This window comes from Streptomyces sp. ST2-7A (assembly GCF_021390475.1).
In the GTDB taxonomy this organism is placed as follows: domain Bacteria; phylum Actinomycetota; class Actinomycetes; order Streptomycetales; family Streptomycetaceae; genus Streptomyces.
The window spans coordinates 1-20,296 of record NZ_JAJUWS010000033.1 but is presented as its reverse complement, the minus strand read 5'-3'; the positions used below and the strand labels follow the sequence as shown (position 1 = coordinate 20,296).

Annotated in this window: 14 protein-coding genes; 2 read left to right on the top strand and 12 right to left on the bottom strand. The window is 72.4% G+C overall.

Annotation, left to right across the window (positions count from 1 at the left end):
* Positions 1-61 precede the first annotated feature (61 nt).
* From LZF96_RS18995 to LZF96_RS18960, 8 genes are all read right to left on the bottom strand, one after another.
* Entirely contained in the window at positions 62-1,087 is a 1,026-nt protein-coding gene (locus LZF96_RS18995) for a lysylphosphatidylglycerol synthase domain-containing protein (RefSeq protein ID WP_233873988.1), read from the bottom strand.
* Positions 1,088-1,311: 224 nt separating this feature from the next.
* Positions 1,312-2,451: a glycosyltransferase family 2 protein gene (locus tag LZF96_RS18990; RefSeq protein WP_233873985.1), complete on the bottom strand. Its 1,140-nt coding sequence runs from the start codon at positions 2,449-2,451 to the stop codon at positions 1,312-1,314.
* Positions 2,452-2,462: 11 nt separating this feature from the next.
* Positions 2,463-3,317, bottom strand: a complete 855-nt coding sequence (locus LZF96_RS18985; RefSeq protein ID WP_233873982.1) for a UbiA prenyltransferase family protein — start codon at positions 3,315-3,317, stop codon at positions 2,463-2,465.
* 299 nt (positions 3,318-3,616) lie between these two features.
* Positions 3,617-4,762: a glycosyltransferase family 4 protein gene (locus LZF96_RS18980; protein WP_233873979.1), complete on the bottom strand. Its 1,146-nt coding sequence runs from the start codon at positions 4,760-4,762 to the stop codon at positions 3,617-3,619.
* Positions 4,763-4,909: 147 nt separating this feature from the next.
* A complete protein-coding gene (locus LZF96_RS18975; RefSeq protein ID WP_233873976.1) occupies positions 4,910-6,091 on the bottom strand; it encodes an endonuclease/exonuclease/phosphatase family protein in 1,182 nt (393 codons plus the stop codon).
* 101 nt (positions 6,092-6,192) lie between these two features.
* Entirely contained in the window at positions 6,193-7,290 is a 1,098-nt protein-coding gene (locus LZF96_RS18970; protein WP_233874085.1) for an NAD(P)-dependent oxidoreductase, read from the bottom strand.
* Positions 7,291-7,346: 56 nt separating this feature from the next.
* A complete protein-coding gene (locus tag LZF96_RS18965; protein ID WP_233873973.1) occupies positions 7,347-8,777 on the bottom strand; it encodes an aspartate aminotransferase family protein in 1,431 nt (476 codons plus the stop codon).
* 624 nt (positions 8,778-9,401) lie between these two features.
* The gene (locus tag LZF96_RS18960; RefSeq protein ID WP_233873970.1) at positions 9,402-10,484 is read right to left on the bottom strand and encodes a LuxR C-terminal-related transcriptional regulator; all 1,083 of its coding nucleotides are present in this window, start codon (positions 10,482-10,484) and stop codon (positions 9,402-9,404) included.
* Between the two features lie 181 nt (positions 10,485-10,665).
* Here LZF96_RS18960 and LZF96_RS18955 point away from each other — a divergent pair, with 181 nt between their 5' ends.
* The gene (locus LZF96_RS18955; protein WP_233873967.1) at positions 10,666-10,842 is read left to right on the top strand and encodes a hypothetical protein; all 177 of its coding nucleotides are present in this window, start codon (positions 10,666-10,668) and stop codon (positions 10,840-10,842) included.
* A 525-nt stretch (positions 10,843-11,367) separates the two neighbouring features.
* On the opposite strand, the gene LZF96_RS18950 is transcribed toward LZF96_RS18955, so the two are convergent.
* From LZF96_RS18950 to LZF96_RS18935, 4 genes are all read right to left on the bottom strand, one after another.
* On the bottom strand, positions 11,368-12,438 hold the full coding sequence (locus LZF96_RS18950; RefSeq protein ID WP_233873964.1) for an aspartate-semialdehyde dehydrogenase: 1,071 nt from the start codon (positions 12,436-12,438) through the stop codon (positions 11,368-11,370).
* A gap of 569 nt (positions 12,439-13,007) precedes the next feature.
* The gene (locus LZF96_RS18945; protein WP_233873961.1) at positions 13,008-14,033 is read right to left on the bottom strand and encodes a hypothetical protein; all 1,026 of its coding nucleotides are present in this window, start codon (positions 14,031-14,033) and stop codon (positions 13,008-13,010) included.
* Positions 14,034-14,053: 20 nt separating this feature from the next.
* A complete protein-coding gene (locus LZF96_RS18940; protein ID WP_233873958.1) occupies positions 14,054-14,752 on the bottom strand; it encodes a hypothetical protein in 699 nt (232 codons plus the stop codon).
* A gap of 275 nt (positions 14,753-15,027) precedes the next feature.
* Positions 15,028-16,350: a hypothetical protein gene (locus LZF96_RS18935; protein ID WP_233873956.1), complete on the bottom strand. Its 1,323-nt coding sequence runs from the start codon at positions 16,348-16,350 to the stop codon at positions 15,028-15,030.
* A 476-nt stretch (positions 16,351-16,826) separates the two neighbouring features.
* On the opposite strand from LZF96_RS18935, the gene LZF96_RS18930 reads away from it, so the two are divergent.
* Positions 16,827-20,296, top strand: a 3,470-nt coding sequence (locus tag LZF96_RS18930) for a DUF6531 domain-containing protein (protein ID WP_233873953.1), incomplete at its 3' end; no start/stop codon positions are given.

The window sequence follows — 20,296 nt, the reverse complement described above, 5'->3', positions numbered from 1 at the left end:
TTTCGTGGTTCGGGTGTTCGTGAGGTGTGGTTCGTGGTTCGGGCGTTGGCCCGTCGGGCGTTCAGCGGCTCGAACGGTCGCGGGTCCGGTGTGCGACGGTCGGTGGTCTCCGGTTCGGGGTCGGGTTCGGCGGTCCGACCCGCGGGCGGCGCGTCCCGGGGGAGGTCCCGGGGGACGCGCCGACCTCCGGGTGATCGACGGCCGCCGGCCGCCGGTCCCCGGGGGACGGTGGGCGGCGGCCGACGATAGTCCCGTAGCCGAAGGCGAGGACATCGGCCGCGGCGAGAACCAGCCGGCTGGCCGCCGCGGCCGCCGCGGCCTCCGGGACGGGGAGCAACGGCACCAACGCGACGGCGAGCAGGGCCTCCCGCACCCCGATGCCGTCCGGCAGGATCACCACCAGGCTCGCCAGGGCGGTGGCCAGGGCGAACCCGCCCACGCAGGGGATCAGCGCCGCCATCGGGTCGGCGCCCAGCGCGACGACCAGCACCCACAGGTGGAGACCGGTGATCACCCAGGACACCGCGCACAGCCACACCGAACGGCGCAGCACGCCGGCCGGAACCTCGGCGAGCCGCCGGCCCAGCGCGGGCAGCCTGCGGGCCAGGCGCATCGCGGCGCCCAGCAGCCACGGCATGGCGAGCAGCACGAGGACGGCCGCGCCCGCGGAGGCGAGCGCGGCGCCGCCGCCGTACAGCAACCCCAGCAGCGTCGGGGCGCCGAGGGCGGCGCCGGTGGCCAGGGCGACCGCGCCGTAGAGGCCGAAGGCGGCGGTGAAGTGCAGGACCGTGATGCCCGAGGAGGCGGCCAGGCGGACCTGGAGCACGATGGACCACATCACACCCGGCACGTACTTGCCCAGACTTCCCGCCGCGAAGAGCTGGACGGCGCTCAGCCGCGTCATCGGCCCGGAGAGGGACTGGAGGGGCTCGCGCCAGGACAGCGCGGTCAGCCACAGGCCGACCAGGGCGGGCAGCAGGGCGAGCGGCAGCACGGGCCCGAGCCGGCCGACCGCCGCCTCGGCCGCCGCCCGGTCGGCGGCCAGGGAGTGGGCCAGGAAACCGGCGCACGCCACCACCAACAGCACGGTCAGGGTGTGCCGGACGAGGGGGCGGCGCAGGGCCGCGCGGAGCGCGTCGAGGCAGCGGCCGGCCGGGGTTCGGCCCGCTAGGACCCGACCGGTCGGCGGGGCCGGGCCGGGTCGCGGTCCCGGGGGCCCGCCGGCCCCCGGTTCCGGTTCCGTGCCCGGAACCGGAACCGCGACGGCGGGGCCGCCGGGCCGGGTCGATCCCGCCGCCGTGCGCGGGTCGCTCACCTCCCCTCCCCGGCCGGGGAGGCGGCCCCCGGGTTCCGGTACCGCCGCCGGAAGGCCGGGGACAGGGCCCATCGCCCGACCCCCACCAGGGCGGCGGCACCGGTGGTGACGTGGGTCATCAGGTGCAGCGCCGCCATCGCGGGGAGCGCGCGCGTTCCGGCCCGGTCCCGGATCAGCCGCAGCATCCCGCGTTCCGCGACGGTGAAGAGGCCGAGTCCGACGCCGGCCACCGCCGCCCCCGCCCGGGGGCGGCGGGCCGCGCCGAGGAGCCCCGCGCCGATCAGGGCGGTGCCGGTGACGGCGAGCGGCTGGTGGGCGGTGTCGGAGAGTCCGGGACGGGCGCGCTCCCGGTCGGCGAAGAGCGCCACCAGCGGCACCGAGCGCCGGTACTGCTTGCGCAGCAGCACGCCGAGGCGGTCGTCGTCGTCGTGGCGGCCCACGATGCGCGGATCCAGGACGACCCGGGCCAGCGGGGCCAGCCGGGCGCCGTACTCGACGTCCTCGGTGTCCCGCAGGGTCTCGTCCAGCGGTCCCGCCCGTTCGTACGTCTCCCGGGGCATCGCGCCGATGGAGAAGTAGGCGGCCCGCACGTCGCCGGCGGTGCGCCGGCGCCAGTGGTGGCCGTGGAGCACCTTGTACCGCTCCACCCATCCGTCGTCGATCAGCGGCACGTCGTCGTAGTTGCCGCAGACGAAGCCGATGTCGGGGTCGGATTCCAGCAGGTCGACGGCGCGTTCGACGGCGTCGGGGCGCAGCGCGATGTCGGAGTCCAGGAAGAAGAGGATGGAGCCCTTGCTGTGCCGCACGCCGGTGTTGCGGGCGGCGGAGACGCCGGCGTTGGAGGTGCGCACCAGAGTGCAGGGGAACTCCTCGGCGATGCGCGGGGAGTTGTCGGTGCTGCCGTCGTCCACGACCACGATCTCGACGCGCGGGTAGCTCTGTTCGGCGACGGCCCGCAGGCACAGCGGCAGGGTCCGCGCGTAGTTGTGGTTGGGGATGATGACGGAGACGAGGGGGCGCTCGGCCGGGTCGGTGCCCGGGCGCGGCTCCCCGACGGGCGCGGGGGTGTGCCCGGTGGGGGGTTCGCCCACCTGCTCGGCGACCCGGTCGATGGCGTGTTCGGTGGCGGGGTTCACGGCGGGGTACCTCACAGGAGTCGTCCGACGGTCAGACACAGCAGCCACAGCACGGCGTTGATCACCAGCGGCCGGTCCCGCAGCACGTCCCGCCCCGGTTCGCCGCCGCCGCGTTCCACGGTCACCAGCTGGAGGTAGCGGCACAGGGCGAAGACGGTGAACGGAACGGTGACCACGGCCAGGGCGGCGGAGTTGGGATGGTCCAGCGAGAGCACGTGCAGCTCGTAGCCGATGAGCGAGGCGGTCACCAGGACGACCATCAGCTGGTCGAGCAGCGGCAGGGAGTATCCGGCGAGCGCGGGTCGGTGGACGGTGCCCCGGCCGTCCCGGTGCGCCGCAGCCAGCTCGTGGCGCCGTTTGCCCAGGGAGAGCAGCAGGCAGGCGCAGTACACGCAGATGAGCAGGGCCGGATCGAGGGGGGCGGCGACCGCGAGGCAACCCGCCACCGCGCGCAGCAAGAACCCGGCGGCCACGACGCTGATGTCCACCAGCGAGTGGTGCTTGAGCGCCAGGCAGTACAGCAGGTTCAGCGCGAGGTAGCCGGCGACCGCGTACCGGGCGCCCACCGGCAGCAGGGTGGCGGCGACCGCGAGCACCGCCAGGCACGCGGCGCCCAGGGCCAGGGCCCCGCCGGGTCCGATCCGACCGTCGGCCAGCGGGCGCCGGCGTTTGCGCGGGTGGGCCCGGTCCCGGTGCCGGTCCATCCAGTCGTTGAGCACGTAGACGGAGGCCGAGGCGGCGATGAAGGCGATCAGCGCCGCGAGGGCCTGTCCCGGTCGCTCCGACAGTGTCGCCGGGGCCACCGCCAGGGGGGCGAGGAGCACGAAGACGTTCTTCACCCACTGGCGGGGGCGCAGCAGCTCCACCCCGGCCGGCAGCCGGGAGCGTCGGGCGGGTGCCGGGGGTGGCGCCGGGGGGCGGGGCCGGGTGCCCCCCGACCGCCCGGCGGGGTACGGGGTGGGGCCCCGCCCGCTTCGGGGTGGATTCGACGGCACGGGGTTCGTCGCCGGCGACGCGGTCCAACCGGTGACGCCGGCTCTTTCGCCCGTGCCGGCCGTCTCCTCCGTCACGGCGGTGTCCTCCGCCACGACCGGCCGGGTTCGGAGGGCCGATCCGCCGCCGCTCGGGGCGTGGTGGTCCACCACGCCCGTCTCGCCCGGGGGCCTCACAGCAGTGCTTTCGTGTCGCTGGGCAACAGGCTCCGGTACGCCTCTTCGTGGGCGTCGAGGAAGGCGTCCCCGCCGAACAGCTTCGTGGCGAGTTCGCTGCCCTCCCGGCGGGCCTCGGCCGGCAGCGCCGCCATCTCCAGCAGCGCCTCGCGCAGGGCGGTGGGGTCGCGCGGAGGGATCAGCCGGCCGAAGCCGGTGACCTCGACGGGGTAGCGGGAGCCGGGCAGGTCGGTGGTGACCGACGGGGTGCCCGACATCATGGCCTCCACCTGCACGATGCCGAAGGACTCGGAGACGGAGGGGAGCGCGAACACGTCGATGGAGGCGTAGAAGTCCCGGACCCGTTCGCCGCGCAGCAGGCCGGTGAAGCGGATGCGCGGGTCGTCCCCGGCCTCGCGCCGCAGCTGCTCGATGTTGCTGCCGCCCGCGACGGTGGTGTGGTCGCCGGCGATCAGCAGCCGGGCGGCGGGGTCGTCGAGGCCGCGGAAGGCGCGGATGAGGTACTCGATGCCCTTGTCGACGGTGATCCGGCCCATGAAGCCGATGTGCAGCCCCTCGCCCTCCCGCATCCGGGGGGTGCCGCCGTTGCGGTCCACGCAGGGGGAGGGGATGGGGCGCAGTTCGCGGCGCCGGATGGTCGGCCAGATCCGCGAACCACGGGCCTGGTCCTCGCTGTTGGTGATGACCAGGTCGGCGCGGCGGATCGCGGCCCGGCACGACTCGTCGACCATTCGCATCCCGAAGCGGTTCACGAGGCCGTCCGGCAGGAAGGCGTCGATGTGGTAGGTCACCACGAGCCGTGCCTTCCGCCGCAGGGCCGCGACGAAGGCCGCCTCGGGGTTGGGCAGGTGGATGTGAAGGATGTCCGAGCGGGCGGCCAGCCGTCCGGCGAGGAGGGGGAGACGGGGGGCGATGAAACCCCGGCTGACCCGGGCCAGCACGGGGGCGCGGAAGACGTGGACGCCGTTGATGACCTCGTACTCCGGCAGGACCGGGTCGTGTTGGGCGCAGACGACGGCGACGTCCCAGCCGCGGGCGGCCATGCCCTCGGCGGTGAGGCGGGCCGCCTCGGTGAGGCCGCTGACGTAGGGGGCGTAGTAGTCCAGCATCACCGTCACGTGGAACCTGTCGGGTTGCGTCATGGTGTGTCCCTCTCGTGGGTGTGAGTCGGGTGGCGCGGACGGGTTTCGGGCAGGGCGGAGCGGTGGTGTGGTGCGGTGTTTCCGGTGACCGGCGACCGGCGACCGGCGTCGGGGCGCTTGGGAGGTGCCGGGGCGCGCGGGGCCCGGTCAGGGGACGAGCAGCCGGATCTCCTGGGCGCTGTGGTCGGAGAATTCGGCGCCCCCGCCGAAGCGGTATCCGGTGACCGGGATGTCCCCGGAGGTGAAGAGCCAGTCCAGCCGCCACAGGCGGGGCAGGGGGTAGTCGGCGGTCGGCCAGGAGGTGGCGGGCGCCGGGCCCCGCTCGGGGGTGTGCGTCCGGACGTCGGGACCGAGGTCGATCAGGCTGCCCATCCAGGGGGAGTTGAAGTCACCGGTGACCACCGCCGGGTGCGGATTGTCCGCCAGGTCCTTCCGCAACCAGTCCAACTCCTCGGTGCGCCACTGGTGTTGTTGGGCCAGGAAGGAACGGAAGCGCTCGGACAGCGGGTTGTCGCCGACCCGGAAGGGCACCGGGAGGTGGCTGTTGTACAGGGACAGCGTGGTGTCACCGACGAGCACGTCGGTGCGCTGGGTCTTCCTCCCCTGCCAGTACCAGGCGTTCTCCCGGTCGGGCACGGATCGGTGGTGCACGGCGACGACCGGCAGCCGGGAGAGGGTGATCAGCTCGCCCTCCACGACGATCTCGTGGTCGGGGAACTCCTCCCGCAGCCGTTCGGTGTCGTCGATGAGGATCGGGTCCTCGCCCTCCCAGTGCAGGTACTCCTGCAACAGGTAGACATCGGCGTCCTGTTCGCGCAGGAAGGCGTGGAAGGCGTCGGGGTCGTCGTCCATGTCCCAGTAGTCGGCGTTCCAGGAGAAGACGGTGATCTCCTCGCCCGCCGCTCCGTGCGCCGCGCCCGGGTCCGGGTTGCCCCAGCCGGGGCCGTAGCCGGCCAGGTGGGCCCCGACCAGGACGGGGACCAGGAGGGCCGGCGCCAGCCACCGGCGCACCGGGCGGGCCAGAGGGGACGCGGCGAGCAGCAGCAGGGGGATCGCGAGGAACGCCACGGGTGGCGTGGCCTCGATGACCAGCCACGGCCACCAGCGGTCGGTGAGCAGCAGGTGCAGTGAGAGGAAGACCGTCCACAGTGCGCCGGCGCCCACCAGCAGGCGGGTGCCGAGGCACCAGCGGGCCCGCGCCGGGGGGTTGTCGGCGGCCCCGTCGGCGGTTTTCCCACCGGACGGGTCGGTGGGCGGGGCGCCCGGCCGGTCCCCCCGGGGCGGTGGGCCGTCGGGGGGATGGGTGGGGCGCAGTTCTGTCACGAACATGCCATGTCACTCCTCGTGGAACCGGAACGGGGCGGAGGAAGAGGGAACGGAAGCGGATCGGGCGGGGATCGGGCGGGACGGAACGGGCCTGCCGGAACGGTTCAGAAGAAGACCTTCGCCATGCGCAGCACACCCTGCTTCCAGGGATCCGTACTGGTCCGGCCGCCCTTGGCCGGGCCGTCCTTCCCGGACCCGGCCACCGCCGGGGGCCCGGCGGCGGCCACCGCGGCACGCCGCTCGCGCCACCAGTCGTAGGTCTGCAGGATCGCCTCGCGGTTGCTCATCAAGGGCTCGAAACCGAGCCGCTCCCGCGCCTTGTCCACGCTCACGTACGAGTCGTCCAGCAGCTTGAACAGCAGCCGCCCGTACACCGGGGAGAGCCCCGTGCGCTCCAGTCCTCGCAGCACCGCCACGGCCGGCCGGCCGGGCACGGACACCACACGCCTGCCGTGGCCGGCGGCGTCGAGCACTGCCTGGAAGTCCTCGCGGAGGGTGCCGAATCGGGCGGCCCCGATGTTGTAGGTGTCGTTGGCCGGCGCCTCCGGCGCGCGCAGCACGGTCACCACCGCCTCGACCAGGTCCCGCAGCGCGAGCATCTGGGTGCGCACGTCGCCCCGGCCCAGCACGGGGAAGTTGCGTCCCTCCTCCGCCCACTCGAAGAGCATGTCGAACAGCCCCATCCGGCCCGGCCCGAGGAAGGTCTTGGGTCGCAGGATCGGCAGGAGCATCCCCTCGGCGCGGTACCGTTCGGCGATCACCTCGGCCTCCGCCTTCGCGGAGCTGTAGGTGTCCACGGGCTCGCGCGGATGGTCCTCCGGGGTCGGGACCAGTTTGGGCAGGCCGTAGACGGCGGTCGAGGAGATGTGCACCACCCGGGGCACGCCGGCGGCCCGCGCCGCCTCCAGCACCGCGGTGGTGCCCTTGACGACGATCGAGCGGATCTGCTGGGCCGGATAGCTGGGCAGGGCGGAGGCGCAGTGGACGAGGGCGTCGGTGTCGCGCAGCGCCTCCGCGACGGCCCGCCGGTCGCGGATGTCGCCGCTCAGGGACGTCAGCCCGGTGGCCTCCGGCACCGGCCGCAGGTCGAAGGCGCGGACCTCCCGACCCTCCTTCAGCAGCCGTTCGACCAGGTGTGAGCCGAGGACGCCGGCCGCGCCGGTCACCGTCACCCGGGCGGGGAGTTCGGCCGGCGCCGGCATCGGCGCCTCGGCCCCGGCGGGCACGGGGATGTCGGTGGTTCCGGGAACGGGTCGGGTCACCACAGCGAGCTCACCCGCTCCCGCATGAAGCGCCCCACCAGCCGGCCCATGCCCTCGGCGAGGGTGGCCTCCAGGGCGTCGAGGAACCGTTCGCACTCCTCGCGTCCCGCCACCAACGGCGGACTGACCACCAGGGGGCTGCGCCCGTTCAGGGTGTAGTAGGCGTAGATGTCGTGCTTGCGGTAGAGGGTGTCGATCACCGCCGCCGTGATGATCTTCGTGCGCAGCAGGGGATCCTTGGCGGGGCCGCCGACCGGCAGCTTCCCGACCAGGTCCAGCACCTTCGGCCCACCGGAGAGGAAGACACCGTGCAGGGCCCCGGCGCCGGCGACATCGGTGACGACGTCCGGGTAGGTCTTCCGGATGCGTTCCAGTCCCGGCGTCAGCACCTCCTCGATGGCCCTGGCCCGGGCGGGGAAGTCCTCCTCGACCGCGACGGCGATCGCCTCGATCGCGGTGGCGGTCTCCTCCCCGAAGCCGTAGTAGGTGGTGCTGGTGCTCTGCATCATGGCGTCCGTCATGTTGTCGTACGCCTTGCGGAAGAGCGCGTCGCGCGCCACGAACGCCGAGATCGAGGACTTGCCGCCACCGAAGGACTTCGAGGTGGTGACGATGTCCGGGATCAGCCCCTCGTAGCGGGTGAAGTGGAACATGCTCCCGGTCTTGCCCCACCCGGTGTAGATCTCGTCGAAGATCAACACGATGTCCTCGGCCGCGCACAGCTCGCGCACCCCGCGCAGGAACTCCTCCGAGCACCACCGCATGGTGGAGGCGCTGAACGGCTCGATCAGCAGCGCGTAGACATCGCTGCGCCCCTTCGCGTCCCGCGCCTCGGCCAGCGCCTCGCGCACCGAGTCGAGGTCGTCGTACCGGAAGGCGCGGATGCCGGGGATGGTGGGGAAGTCGAAGTGGTTCTGCGCGCTGCCGGTCAGGCCGCCGGAACCCAGCAGCTTGCCGTGGAAGGCGATGTCCGAGCGCAGCACCTGCCGCCGGGTGCCGCCGTGGTACTTGTACGCCAGCTTCACGGCTCCTTCGACGGCCTCGGCCCCGGAGTTGGGCAGGAACGACCGGTTGAGGTCACCGGGCAGGATCTGCGCGAGGTTGTGGCCCAGCGCGGCGAGATAGGGCGAGAAGTAGGTCTTGTGGACCTCCATCCGCCGCCGCTCCTGGAAGCGTTGGCGGGCGGCCAGGACCCGGGGGTGGTTGTGCCCGTGGTTCAGCACGCCGACGCCGCCGGTGAAGTCGAGGATGCGGCGGCCGTCCCGGGTGTGGATGTAGGCGCCCTCGGCGCGGTCGACCAGCTCCCGACCGAACCCGAAGGAGGTCATCAGCCGGACCTGGCTCTTGTTGATGTACGTGCGGTACAGGTCGTGGACGGTGTCGACGTCCATTGCCTCGGCCTCGTCGAGGCCGATCAGGTGTGCCATCGGTGTCTCCCATGCGAGGTCCTCGTCATGCCGTGCCCCGGGGAGGGCGTGGGATGACGGAGTGGTCGCCGGCCGGAGTGCGCCGGGTGCGGAGGGACCCCGGCGTCTCCGCCGGCGGTCCGTGAACCACACGGTGGCACGCGACCGGGAGGGCGCACGAGGCGTGACCGGCGTCCGGTGCCGGTCCGGCCGGAAGTGGACAGCGCGCGGTTCCGGGCACGGCCCCGGAGGCCCCGGGGGGAGGCGGGTGGCGCCGGCCGACGGACCGGGCGTACCGGAACGCCGGGTCGCGGGTGCCGGTCCGCGGGTGCCGGTCCGGGAACGCCGCGTCGGGTGCGTCGGGTCGGGCGGAATGTACCGGGGAGGATGGGAACGGCTCCGCCGACCCGGGGCCCGCACGGGGTCGGTACCGCCGGCACGGGGCGTGGCGGCACCGGCCGCCCCGATGGGAGCACCGCCCCCGCCGTCGCCGGCCCCCGGGGGCTTCACCGGCCGGGAGGGCCCGGTCCGGGAGTGGCCGGAGTGCCAGCCCGGCCCGTCGGCGGATCCGTGCCGCCACCGGCCCGTGGGCGGGCGGTCGGCGGCGGGGTACCCGAAGGGGCCCCGGGGCGCGGACGGCCCGGCTCAGCCGGTGGTGGTCGTCCCGGCGCCACCGGGAAGCACGTCGCCGTCCCGTTCCCCCGCCGCCCCCTGCCGACCGATCATCAGACCGGCCTGGAAGCGGCTGGTGGCGCCGAGTTCGTCCATCAGGGCGGAGATGTAACGGCGACAGGTGCGGGTGGCCATCCCCAGCCGGCGGGCGATCACCTCGTCCTTCAACCCCATCGACATCAGGCGCAGGATCGAGTCGCGAAGCTCGGTGCCGGTCTGTCGTTCGCCGGAACCGGTCGTCGGCTCCGCGTCGGCGGGGACGAAGGGCTGCGCCACCTGCCAGGCGGCCTCGAAGGACCGGCACAGGTAGGCGACCATGGTGGGGTCGGTGACCACGGCGGCGCCGGGGGCCTCCCGCCCGTCGCGTTCCTTCGGGACGAAGGCGATGCGCCGGTCGTAGATGATGATGCGTTCGGTGAGTTCCTCGGCGGTACGGACCTCGCCGCCCTCCTCGCCGACCCGTCTGACGTAGGCCCGGGTCGCCAGACTCGCGCGGGCGGTGTGCTGGTAGAGGGTCCGGATGCGGACACCGCGCCTGAGCAGCTCCCGGGTCTGGGCCAGATCGTGTTGGAGGAGTTCGGCCGACCGACCGCCGCCGGGTTGCAGGCTCATGCGTTCCCGGGTGCAGCGGTGACGGGCGAGTTCGATCTCCCGGCGCACCTCGGCGGCGTCGTCGAGGACGCGGATGGAATTCTCCGCGTACCGTAATTGCTCGATTGAGCGATAAAGCTGCCCGAGTGAGCGAAGCTGTTCGTGGATGCGGACGATCCGACGACGCCGTTCGACGATCGCCATTTCGAGCGGGGAGATCAACTCCGCCTCGACGATCTCCGGATCGAGGGGCATCCGGGTCTTCCCGTCCTCGCCGAGCGGCCCGAGTAACCGCAGCTCCTCCAGGGCTTTGCGGGCCTCCGCGACCCGTGCGACCCCCACCCCCAGCTCCTCGGCGATCGCCTCGTCGGCGAAGGCGCCGCAGCGCACCGCGGCCCGGTAGACGTCCACGGCGAACTCGTCCAACAGCGGTGGCTCGTCCACGGCTCCCTCAGGGCTCGACATTCCGCCGCGATCCACAAGTTGCCACTCCAGCATAGGACACCGCGGACGTATCGAACGGGAACGTCGTCGCCGGCAATCTGAGGGTGTGCCCGATGGCCGACATCCCTATCGCAGTATCACTGGAGATACGATGAATTGCGCTCGGCACCAGCTTTCCGGTCTTTCCCACTTCCTCCGGTCCGTGACGGCCCTTTCGGCGGCACTCCTCGTCGCCGGGGTCCTCGGCTCCGCCGCCGGCACCGCCCCCGCCGCCCGGGGGGTCGGGGCGGCCGAGACGAAGCTTCGCTTCGCCGACGACCAGTGGGACCTCGCCGACGACCAGTGGGACACCGCGCCCCCGGCGGCGACCACGGCCTGAGGCGACCCCGTTCGCCGAAGGCGACATCCTCCCGCACACGACCGCGCACCCCCGACCGGAGACGATCACCGGCGGGGGTGCGCGGTCGTGTGGTGCCGGGTGCCGGGTGCCGGGTGCCGGGTGCCGGGTGCCGGGTGCCGGGTGCCGGGGTCGCGTCGGGGCGCCACGCCCACTCCTCGAACCCGATGGGCCGGGGGACGGACGGCTATGGGTGGCCGACTCGATGCCGCACGGGCCCTGCCGGCTCGGGCATGTGGCGCGAGGTACCGATGGCGAGGGTGTCCGAGCCGGTGGGCGCGCGGTCGCGTGGTCGGGGGTTCCCGGCACGACGGGTGGTGGGTGCCGGGGATCCGGGCGGTGGTGGGGTCCGGGCAGTGGTGGGATCCGGGTGTCGAGGTGGGGTCCGGTGAGTACCACGCCCGGCCGCACCGGGTGCGACCGGAACCGTGGCGGTCCGGAACCACACGCGACCGAAACCACACGCGACCGAAACCACGTCCGACCGCACCGGGCTGTGCCGCCCGCTCATCCCCCCTCGGACACCGGCACCGGCACCGGGGCCCGCCGCCGGGCGAGATACGCCTCGGCGATCCCCAGGGCGTTCCGGGCACATCCCGCCCGCAGGTCATCCAGCGTCAACCACAGCCAGAAACCTCGCGGATCGTGCGGCACCACCCGCACCCGCCCCACGTGCACCGAGTCCGGATCCCCGGCGGTCAACGGTGTCGGCGCCGCCCGGGGCGCGCCCGAGTCGTGAACCACTATCCCGGGGAGGGAGTCCAACATCCGCACCAGCGCCCGTCGCGCTGTCGGCACCTCGGCCTGTACGAACAGTGCCGCCGAGTGCCCGCCGACCACGGGCACGCTCACGCAGGTCACCGTCAGGTTCAACCTGGGTCGGCCCAGCACGCGACGGGTCTCCCGCAGCAACCGTTGCTCCTCGGTGGTGAACCGGTCGGGTACCGGGCCGCCCACCGCCGGCACCACGTTGAAGGCCAGCGGCGGGCGGAAGCACTCCGAGGGCGGATCGGCGTCCGGATCCCGCAGAGCCAACTCGCTGCCCTCCAGCAACTCCTCCACCCCGCGGTGCCCCTCGTCCGAGGCGGCCTGATAGGTGCTCACCACCACCTGCCGCACTCCGAAGTCCCGTTCGATGCCGTGCAACACCCGGGCCAGTGCCACGGCCATCGGGCCGGGGGAGGCGAGGACGGTCCCGGAGGGACACCGCTCCGCCGTCCGACCGTTGACCTCGGGCACCACCGACGGAACCCCCGGATCGCCGGGAAAGGCGTCCGTGGTGTCGATAACCAGGGCGCCGCGGCGCGCGGCCGGACGCGCCCAGCGGCGGCTGACCCCGACTCCCGCGCACAGGAAGACGACATCGGCGTCCTCGAAGACCTTCTCCTCCAGGGGGAGCACCGGGTCGCGGCGGCTCCCGACCGGGTGGCGCCGGCCGTTGGGGTCGACCAATCGCAACTCCCGGTACCCCGTGCCGGGGCCCCGTTCCTCGATCAGTTCCCGGAGGGCGGTGCCCCGGGCGCCCCGGGCACCGACCAGGACGAGGCGGGGAGCCGTGGGGTGCGCGACACGTGTCATCGGGGTCCTCCGATCCGGGTGGCCCCCGGAGCGGGCACCCGCCATCCTGCCGGCGGACGCCCGGTCGGGTCGGCCGGAAGGGCCCGACCCCCTTCGGGGCGGAACGGCGGGACGCCCGCGACGCGCGGGGCCGGCTTCCGTGGGGCCCGTCCCCATGTAACCGCCGTAGCACCCCCCGTTCGCCCTCCGGACGGTGTCCACAACCGGACTGTCCCCACCCGGCCGGCGGGCGGATGCGCGGTGGCGTTCCTCTCTGATCGGGGACGACCGGGAACGACCGATGGTGACAACTTCCCGGTTGCCCGGGGTGCGGCTATAGAGCCGGCGGAGGCACGACTTCCCGGGGCGCCGGGTCCGCCTCGGGGAGCGCTGAGCGACAGGCGGGTGAGTCCGGCCGGGACGACACGGGCGGTGCCCGGAGCGGTGCGTCGGGCGCGGGCGGCGAGGCCGGTCCGGGACACACGGCGTCCCGTCGTGTCGGCCGGTACCGACGCCCGGGCCGGTCCTCCCGGATTCCCCCGGCCGGGAGGAGGCGGGGCACGCGAGGTGCGTGTGTCGGGTCCTTGTCGTTATCGGACGACGGTTTGGACTTCGTCGACGGTCACGTCGAGGGTGGTGTCGTACTCGCCGTCGGGGAGTGTGTCCCCGCCGCCGAGGGAGTCGGTCCAGGTCACGCCCCAGACGAGGGTGGCCCGCATGGTGTGGGGGGTGCCGGCGGTGGTGGAGCGCAGGTAGGTGATGCCGCAGGGCGGTTCCTCGCCGCTCCTGCCCCGGCTCCAGGGCTCGCCGATGCGTCCGCTGCGGGCGTCGCAGCGGCCGGAGGCGGGGTGGAGCGTGGCGTCGGGGGTGCCCGGGCTCAGGTGCAGGGTGTGGGGGGTGGCGACGGTCTCGGCCCAGATCCCGTAGTCCGGCAGCTCGGCGCGCACGGTCACCGGCTCGAAGGCGGCTTCCTCCAGCCACACCCAGGAGGGGAGGTTGACCACCTGGTTGTTCTCGGGGTTGAGGATCACCTCGGTCTCCGGGACCCGGGTGTACTCCCGGGCCAGGGCGGCCAGGGTGGCGGTGTCCACCACGCCAGGGCCCGGCGGCGGGTCGCCGAAGTCCACCCGGAACAGGCGCGGCTCACACGAGTACTGGGCGGCCCGGTCGGGGTGGTCGCGGTTGATCACCCGGGACCAGAACATCCCCTCACCCGAGCGATCGGCGTGGAAGTCGGGGAACTCCCCGTCCTCCTCGAAGAGGTCGTCGTACCGGTGCCGGGTGTCGGTCTGGACCTCCTCCTCGTGAGGGGAGTCCACCGTCATGTGGCGCAGCCAGTCGTCCTCCTTGGCCCGCATCTCATCGGGGGTGTAGAGGGGGGCGTAGTAGCAGGCCGGTGGGGACCAGGAGGTGGCGGAGACCAACGGCGCAGGGTTCCCCTCCCCGGTGGAGGTGAACACGATCCGCGCCTCCGCGTGGATCCCCCCACCGCCACCCCCGCCACCCGTCCGGGGCGGAGCCTCGGGCGGGGGAATCCCCGCCATGTCCCCGTCGGTGAGATCGGCACGAGCGAGGTCGGGGAGCGCCAGAACGATGAGCAGGCTTCCCGCGGTCACTCCACCAAGCCCGCGGAATTTCAGTTGCATTCCTCGGCCTCTCGGTAGAAGTGGTACTCCGTGGTCTGCCACACGCCGCCGTCATTCAACTCGACTCGGGTGACGTACTGGGACGCTTTTGCCGAGGCGTTGGCCTCTTCGACGACTTCACCGGTCTCCGCGTCAATGGTCGCCACATCCCTGAAGTCACGACAGAAGAGAACACCCGCCGAGCTGTCGTCGTACATCGTGACCTCGTAACCGAAATACATGCTTGTGCCGGTGGAGGAGAGCCCTTGGTCGATGGCTGATTGCACCAGTTGGACCGAGTTGGCGAGGGCCTCACCGGTGAGGTAGAAGGTCATCGCCGGGCGATTCGTCTCGTGGTGAACGAGGCCCTCCGCCACGGCGTCCTGGAACCCTTGGCTGTCGCGGAGGATGGCGTCCTTGACCGGGTCGCCGGTCTCCTTGTCCTCGTAGACGTTCTCCAAGTCGTCCCCGAGGTCGATCTCCGGTCGCTCGATGGAGTCCTCCGGCTCCTCGGCGGCCTCGTCGCCGCCGTTCGCCTCGTCGTCCGCCTCCTCCTCGACGGGTTCCGCCGGGGCGGTCTCCGCGCCCGCGATGGGGTCGTTCTCCTCGCCCGTGTCAGAGGAGGAGCACCCGGTCAGCAGCAGCGCGGCCCCCGCTACTCCCGCCACGACCGTCCGCAACCGACCGTTCCTCGACGTTCCGCCACTCATGCCCTGCTCCACTCGATACAAGGGGTTACGACCCCGATACGGTACCGAGCGCCCCCGACAGGTGCCGGCCCCACCCATCCCCCGGAAAACCGGAGGCATTGGTTCCTCACCGAACCCACGCCGTCACCCGACCACCCCACAGCGGCCGGTCGGGCGCGGTGAGTTCGGCAGGATCCGAGGGTGTGGGCGAGGTCTCGGTGTGGGCGTCCTCGACGCACCGAGGACTCACCGGGATCACGACGTGCCCGGGGAGGGTGGGAAGAGGCGGCGGCTCGTCACGAGGGAACCGTGTGGTGGGGCCGGCGCCTCCTCACCCCCGCACGTCGACCGTCGGATTCGGGACGCTGCCGACGGGAGTCGGACACGGAGTCCGGCGGTGCCTCGCGGCAGGTTGTGCACAGGGTGTGGACGGCGCTTCGGAAGGCCACGCGATCGCAGCGGGCGCAGGTGCGCCATGGCGGGAGTGGTGCGACCGGTGGGGGAGCGCCGGTCGGTGCGGTCCGGGTCGACCGTGGGGCCGGCAGGAACGCGGTCAGGCGGTGGGCCAGGAGTCGGGCGGGTCGGTGGGTGAGGGGCCGTGGCAGGTTGGCGGTGAGGGCACGGGTGATCTCGTCGAGCCGTGCGCCGCGTGCCAGCCACGTGTCCACGGTCGGGGCGAGGTCGTGGAGTTCGCGCTCGGAGAGCAGGAGCCGGGGGTCGTGGTCGGCCAGGGAGTCCAGGACCGTCCGCGCGGCCCGGCTCACCGGCCGGGCCGGCCCTCTCTCGACCTCCGGCCGTGTCGGCGCGACGGTCGAGGCGACCGGCTCCCGACACCCGGCCTCCGGCCCGAGCGCGGGGTCCTGCTCGGCGGAGGAGGGACGCGGCGCGGCGGCCACCACCGGGGCCGGGGCGGACGACCGGTCGGCAACCGTCTTCTCGGTCGGACCGGCACCATCGGCGGGCACCCGCTCCGGCGCGGCCTCCGCGACCCGGGGCGCGGGGACGGGGGCGCCCGTGACAGTCGGGGCCCCGACGGGAACGGACGTGGGCGTGACGCGGGCCGCCGGAACAGTCGAGAGAGCCGGCCTCTCCACCGGTACGGGTTCGACCCGGGGCGCGGAGACGACGGGCGCGGGACACGTCACCGAAGCCGGCCGGACATCCGCCTCCGGCCGGGACACCGGTCGTGGCGCGGGAGTCGGAGCGGGCGCCGGCGCCGGAAGGGGCTCGGGCCCGGGCGCCGGCTCCTCGACGGAGAGAGCGCCTCCTCCCGCCTCCGCGAACCTCTTCGCCGCCTCGGGGAGGTGGCGGAGGACGAAGCGGGTGCGCACGGTGCCGTCGGCCAGGCGGTACAGGCGGCGTTCGAGGTAGCCGTCCTCTTCCAGTTCGCGCAGCGCGCGGCTGATCCGCACGCGCCCCTCGGTGAAGTGCCGGCACAGTCGCTCGATGCTCATCGGCGTGCCCTCGGGCAGCGAGAACAGGTAGACGGCGACGCCAAGGACGACGGCACTGCCGCGCCTGCGCAACAGGAAGTTGGGAAGAATCGTGAAGTTCCGGGTGAATTTGGCCCGGAGGTGCATGAGCCCGGACATGATCGGGCTACGCTGGTTGCCAGCCATCGGGAAGGTCTCGTTCCTGATTGGTCAGGCCCTCGGCCGGGACCGCTAATCCCGGACGGGGGCCGAATGCGTTGTGGGGTTGTCGGAAGCGACCATAACCCCCCATCGGACCGCGAAGCCGGCGAAGTCACCCGCACGAGTGATGCCGGGTTTGTGGTGGGTGGGTGGGAAGGTTCTCGCTGTTCCAGTCCTTCTCAAGGCTGCCGACCCACCGGCTGCCGGTCCACCGACACCCGGTGAACGGGAGGAGCCCACCCCGAGCCATCGGCTTCCGGCGGTGCTCACCGGCGCCGGGGAACCCGGTGCCGGAAAGGTCGGCCGCGTGTCAACTCGTACCCACGTGCCCACCCGTTGTTCCGGGCTTCGCGGGGGCACGACATAGTGGATGACCGATGGCGTCACCGGCCACCGGTGATGGGGGAGTTCGGGAAACGGGGGGTTCCGTGGCGCGGGCGTCTGATTGGTCGCCGGTGGGGATGTCCTCGGATCCGGCGCCGGGGGATCCGGATCGCATCGAGCGTCTGGGCGGTGAGTTGGAGGAGTTCGCCGACGATGTGTTCACCGCTCTGGGCAAGGTGCGGTCGATGGGTGAGGAGGGGGCGCTCGCCACGTTTGTGGGGGAGAGTGCGGAAGCGTATCGGGATCGTTTCGACAAGCTGCCGCCGGATCTGGACAAGCTGCACACCTCCTACGACCTGGCCGCGCAGGCGTTGTTGACGTACGCGCCGAAGTTGCGCGAGGCACAGACGGACGCGGATCGGGCGCTTGCCGAGGCGATCGAGGCCCGTGAAGAACTCTCCACCGCGCAGTCGTGGTTGGAGCGGGCCACCTCCGCTCTGGAGGATGCGGAGGAGGCGGCGGAGCCGCCGGATGAGGGTGAGGTGGCGGCCGAGGTCCGCCGGGCGTTGACGGATGCGGAGAGCGATCAGGGCAACGCCGAGAGCGCGGTCACCGACGCGCGGGGGAAGTTGGATCTGGCGATCGCGTTGGCGGGTCAGGCCAAGGAGTTGCGCGAGGAGGCCGCCCAGCGCTGCAAGGCGGATCTGGAGGAGGCTTCCGAGGCGGGGATCCCGAATCGCAAGTGGTGGCAGAAGGCCGCGGATTGGGTGGTGGACAACTGGGACACCATCGTCGCCGTCGCCCAGGTTGTCGTCACGGTGTTGAGCATTGTGGCGTTGGTGTTGGGTGGGCCGTTGGTGTGGGGGTTGATCCTGGCGGCCTCGTTGATCATCCTCGCGGACACGTTGATCGACTACGCCAACGGCGAGGCGAGTTTGTGGGATGTCGGATTCGCGTTGTTGGACTGCGTGCCCGGCGGGCGTTTGGCCTCCGCCGGTGCGAAGACCGCCACGTTGGGCATGGCGCGGGGGGCGAGGGGACAGGGCCGGCAGGTCCGACAGGAGGGGCGTCCGGCAGCGGGGAAGAACACCTCCGATGACCCGGTGGACTTCGCCACCGGCGAGGTCCTGCTCCCGGCCACCGACATCGACCTGCCCGGCGTCCTGCCCCTGCTGCTGGAACGCCACCACATCTCCACCTACCGGGCGGGGCGGCTGTTCGGTAGGTCGTGGTCCTCCACGCTGGATCAACGTCTGGAGTTGGACGCCCGGGAGGTGTGCTTTCGCACCGCCGACGGCATGACCCTGGTCTACCCCGTCCCCACCCGGAATCCGGATGATCCGGTGATGCCGGTGGAGGGTCCGCGCTGGGGACTGGCCTGGGACGGCCGGCCCGGCTCCCCGCTGACGATTCACCAGCGCGAGTCGGGGAGGACGCTGCACTTCGGCCCCGTGCCCGGTGCGCCGGGTAACGAGCTGCCGCTGGTGTCGATCACCGACCGCAACGAAAACCGCATCGAGATCCGCCACAACGAGCACGGCGAGCCGGTCGAGGTCACCCACTCGGGTGGCTACCGCATCGGCGTGGCGGTGGTGGACCGGCGCATCACCTCCTACCGGCTGCTCTCCGCACCCGAACAACCCATCCTGTTGGCCTTCGACTACGACGACGCGGGGAACCTCGCGCGCGTCTTCAACTCTTCCGGCCTGCCGCTGCGCTTCTGGTACGACGAGCACGACCGGTTGATTCGGTGGGAGGACCGCAACAACACCTGGTACCGCTACGAATACGACCAGGCGGGCCGATGTGTCTTCGGTACCGGCTCGGGGCGGGTCTTCGAGTACCGCTACGAGTACGACACCGCCAACCACCGCACCACCGCCCACGCGGCACGCGGCTACCCCACGGTCTACCAGTTCAACGACAGTTTCCAGCTCGTGGCGGAGACCGATCCGCTGGGCCACACCACCCGCCGCACATGGGACCGCTACGACCATCTCCTGTCGGTCACCGATCCTCTCGGTCACACCACCCGCTACGTCCGTAACGAGCACGGTGACCCGACCACCGTTATCCGTCCCGACGACCACGAGATCCACGCGGAGTACAACGACCTGGGCCTGCCCACCGCGATCACCGAGGCCGACGGCACCACCTGGCGCCAGGAGTTCGACGAGCGGGGCAACCGAACGACTGTCATCGACCCGGCCGGGCACCGCACCACCTGGACACATCACCCCACCGGTGCCCCCGCCACCATCACCGACACACTCGGCGCGATCACCCGCATCGACACCGACCCCGCCGGACTGCCGGTAGCGGTGGTCGATCCGCTGGGCGCGACCACGGCCCTGGACCGGGACGCTTTCGGTCGCCCCACCTCCATCACCGATCCGCTGGGGGCGATCACCCGGATGGAGTGGTCACCGGAGGGCAAGCCGGTGCGCCGCACCGACCCCCTGGGACACGTCGAGTCCTGGGAGTGGGATGCGGAGGGCAACTGCCTGACCCACACCGACGAGAACGGCGGGATCACCGCCTGGGCCTACGGCCCGTTCGACCTGCCGGTCTCGCAGACGACTGCCGATGGCGCGCGGTATGTCCTCACCCGTGACACCGAGTTGAACATCACCGCCGTCACCGCCCCCGACGGTCATACCTGGACCTACACCCTCGATCCGGCCGGCCGTGTGGTCGCCGAGACCGACTACGACGGCCGCACCACCACCCGCGAATACGACGCCGCCGGCCACTTGGTCCGTCAGACGAACCCGGCGGGGCAATCCATCGACTACGTCCACGACGTGCTCGGTCAACCGATCTCGGCCACGACCGATACCGGCGAGACCACCACCTGGACCCACGACAGGAGCGGGCGAATCGTTGCCGCAACCGCACCGGGAGTGGAGCTGTCCCGCACCCACGATCCGGTTGGGAATCTCCTCGGTGAGACGGTCAACGGCCATACCCTGACCCTGACCGTGGATCCGGTGGGGAACCTGCTCTCCCGCACCACCCCCACCGGCCACACCAGCCGATGGACCCATGACACCGCGGGACGTCCCATCGGTCTGATTTCCGGAGAGCAGGCCCTGACCTTCACCCGCAACGCCACCGGGCAGGAAACTGAGCGCCGTATCGGCGACGTTCTGACCCTCACCACCGGCCATGATGCGGCCGGGCGGATGGTCGAGCAGGTCCTCACCGGTGCCGGTGACCGGCGTCTGCACCACAAACGCTGGACCCACCGCGCGGACGGCTACCCCACCGCCGTCACCGACGCCACGGGCACCACCACGCTCACCCTGGATGCGATCGGGCGCCCCACGAACCTGACCGGCCCGGCCGGCACCGAGGCGTACACCTACAACCCCACCGGCGACCAAACGGCCGCCACCGCCCCCGGACTACCGGCCGAAGCGGTCGGGGAACGCGCCTACACCGGCACCCTGCTGGCCCGCGCCGGGCGCACCCGCTACACCTACGACGCGGCCGGTCGGGTGATCCGCCGCACCGTCACCCGCATCTCCCGCACCCCCGACACCTGGCACCACACCTGGGACGCCCACGACCGCCTCACCAAGACCGTCACCCCCGACGGCACGGT

Coding starts and splice junctions, on each gene's coding strand:
- LZF96_RS18980 (WP_233873979.1), bottom strand. CDS start 4,762: ATGACGCAACCCGACAGGTTCCACGTGACGGTGATGCTGGACTACTAC.
- LZF96_RS18975 (WP_233873976.1), bottom strand. CDS start 6,091: ATGTTCGTGACAGAACTGCGCCCCACCCATCCCCCCGACGGCCCACCG.
- LZF96_RS18970 (WP_233874085.1), bottom strand. CDS start 7,290: ATGCCGGCGCCGGCCGAACTCCCCGCCCGGGTGACGGTGACCGGCGCG.
- LZF96_RS18965 (WP_233873973.1), bottom strand. CDS start 8,777: ATGGCACACCTGATCGGCCTCGACGAGGCCGAGGCAATGGACGTCGAC.
- LZF96_RS18960 (WP_233873970.1), bottom strand. CDS start 10,484: ATGTCGAGCCCTGAGGGAGCCGTGGACGAGCCACCGCTGTTGGACGAG.
- LZF96_RS18950 (WP_233873964.1), bottom strand. CDS start 12,438: ATGACACGTGTCGCGCACCCCACGGCTCCCCGCCTCGTCCTGGTCGGT.
- LZF96_RS18940 (WP_233873958.1), bottom strand. CDS start 14,752: ATGAGTGGCGGAACGTCGAGGAACGGTCGGTTGCGGACGGTCGTGGCG.
- LZF96_RS18935 (WP_233873956.1), bottom strand. CDS start 16,350: ATGGCTGGCAACCAGCGTAGCCCGATCATGTCCGGGCTCATGCACCTC.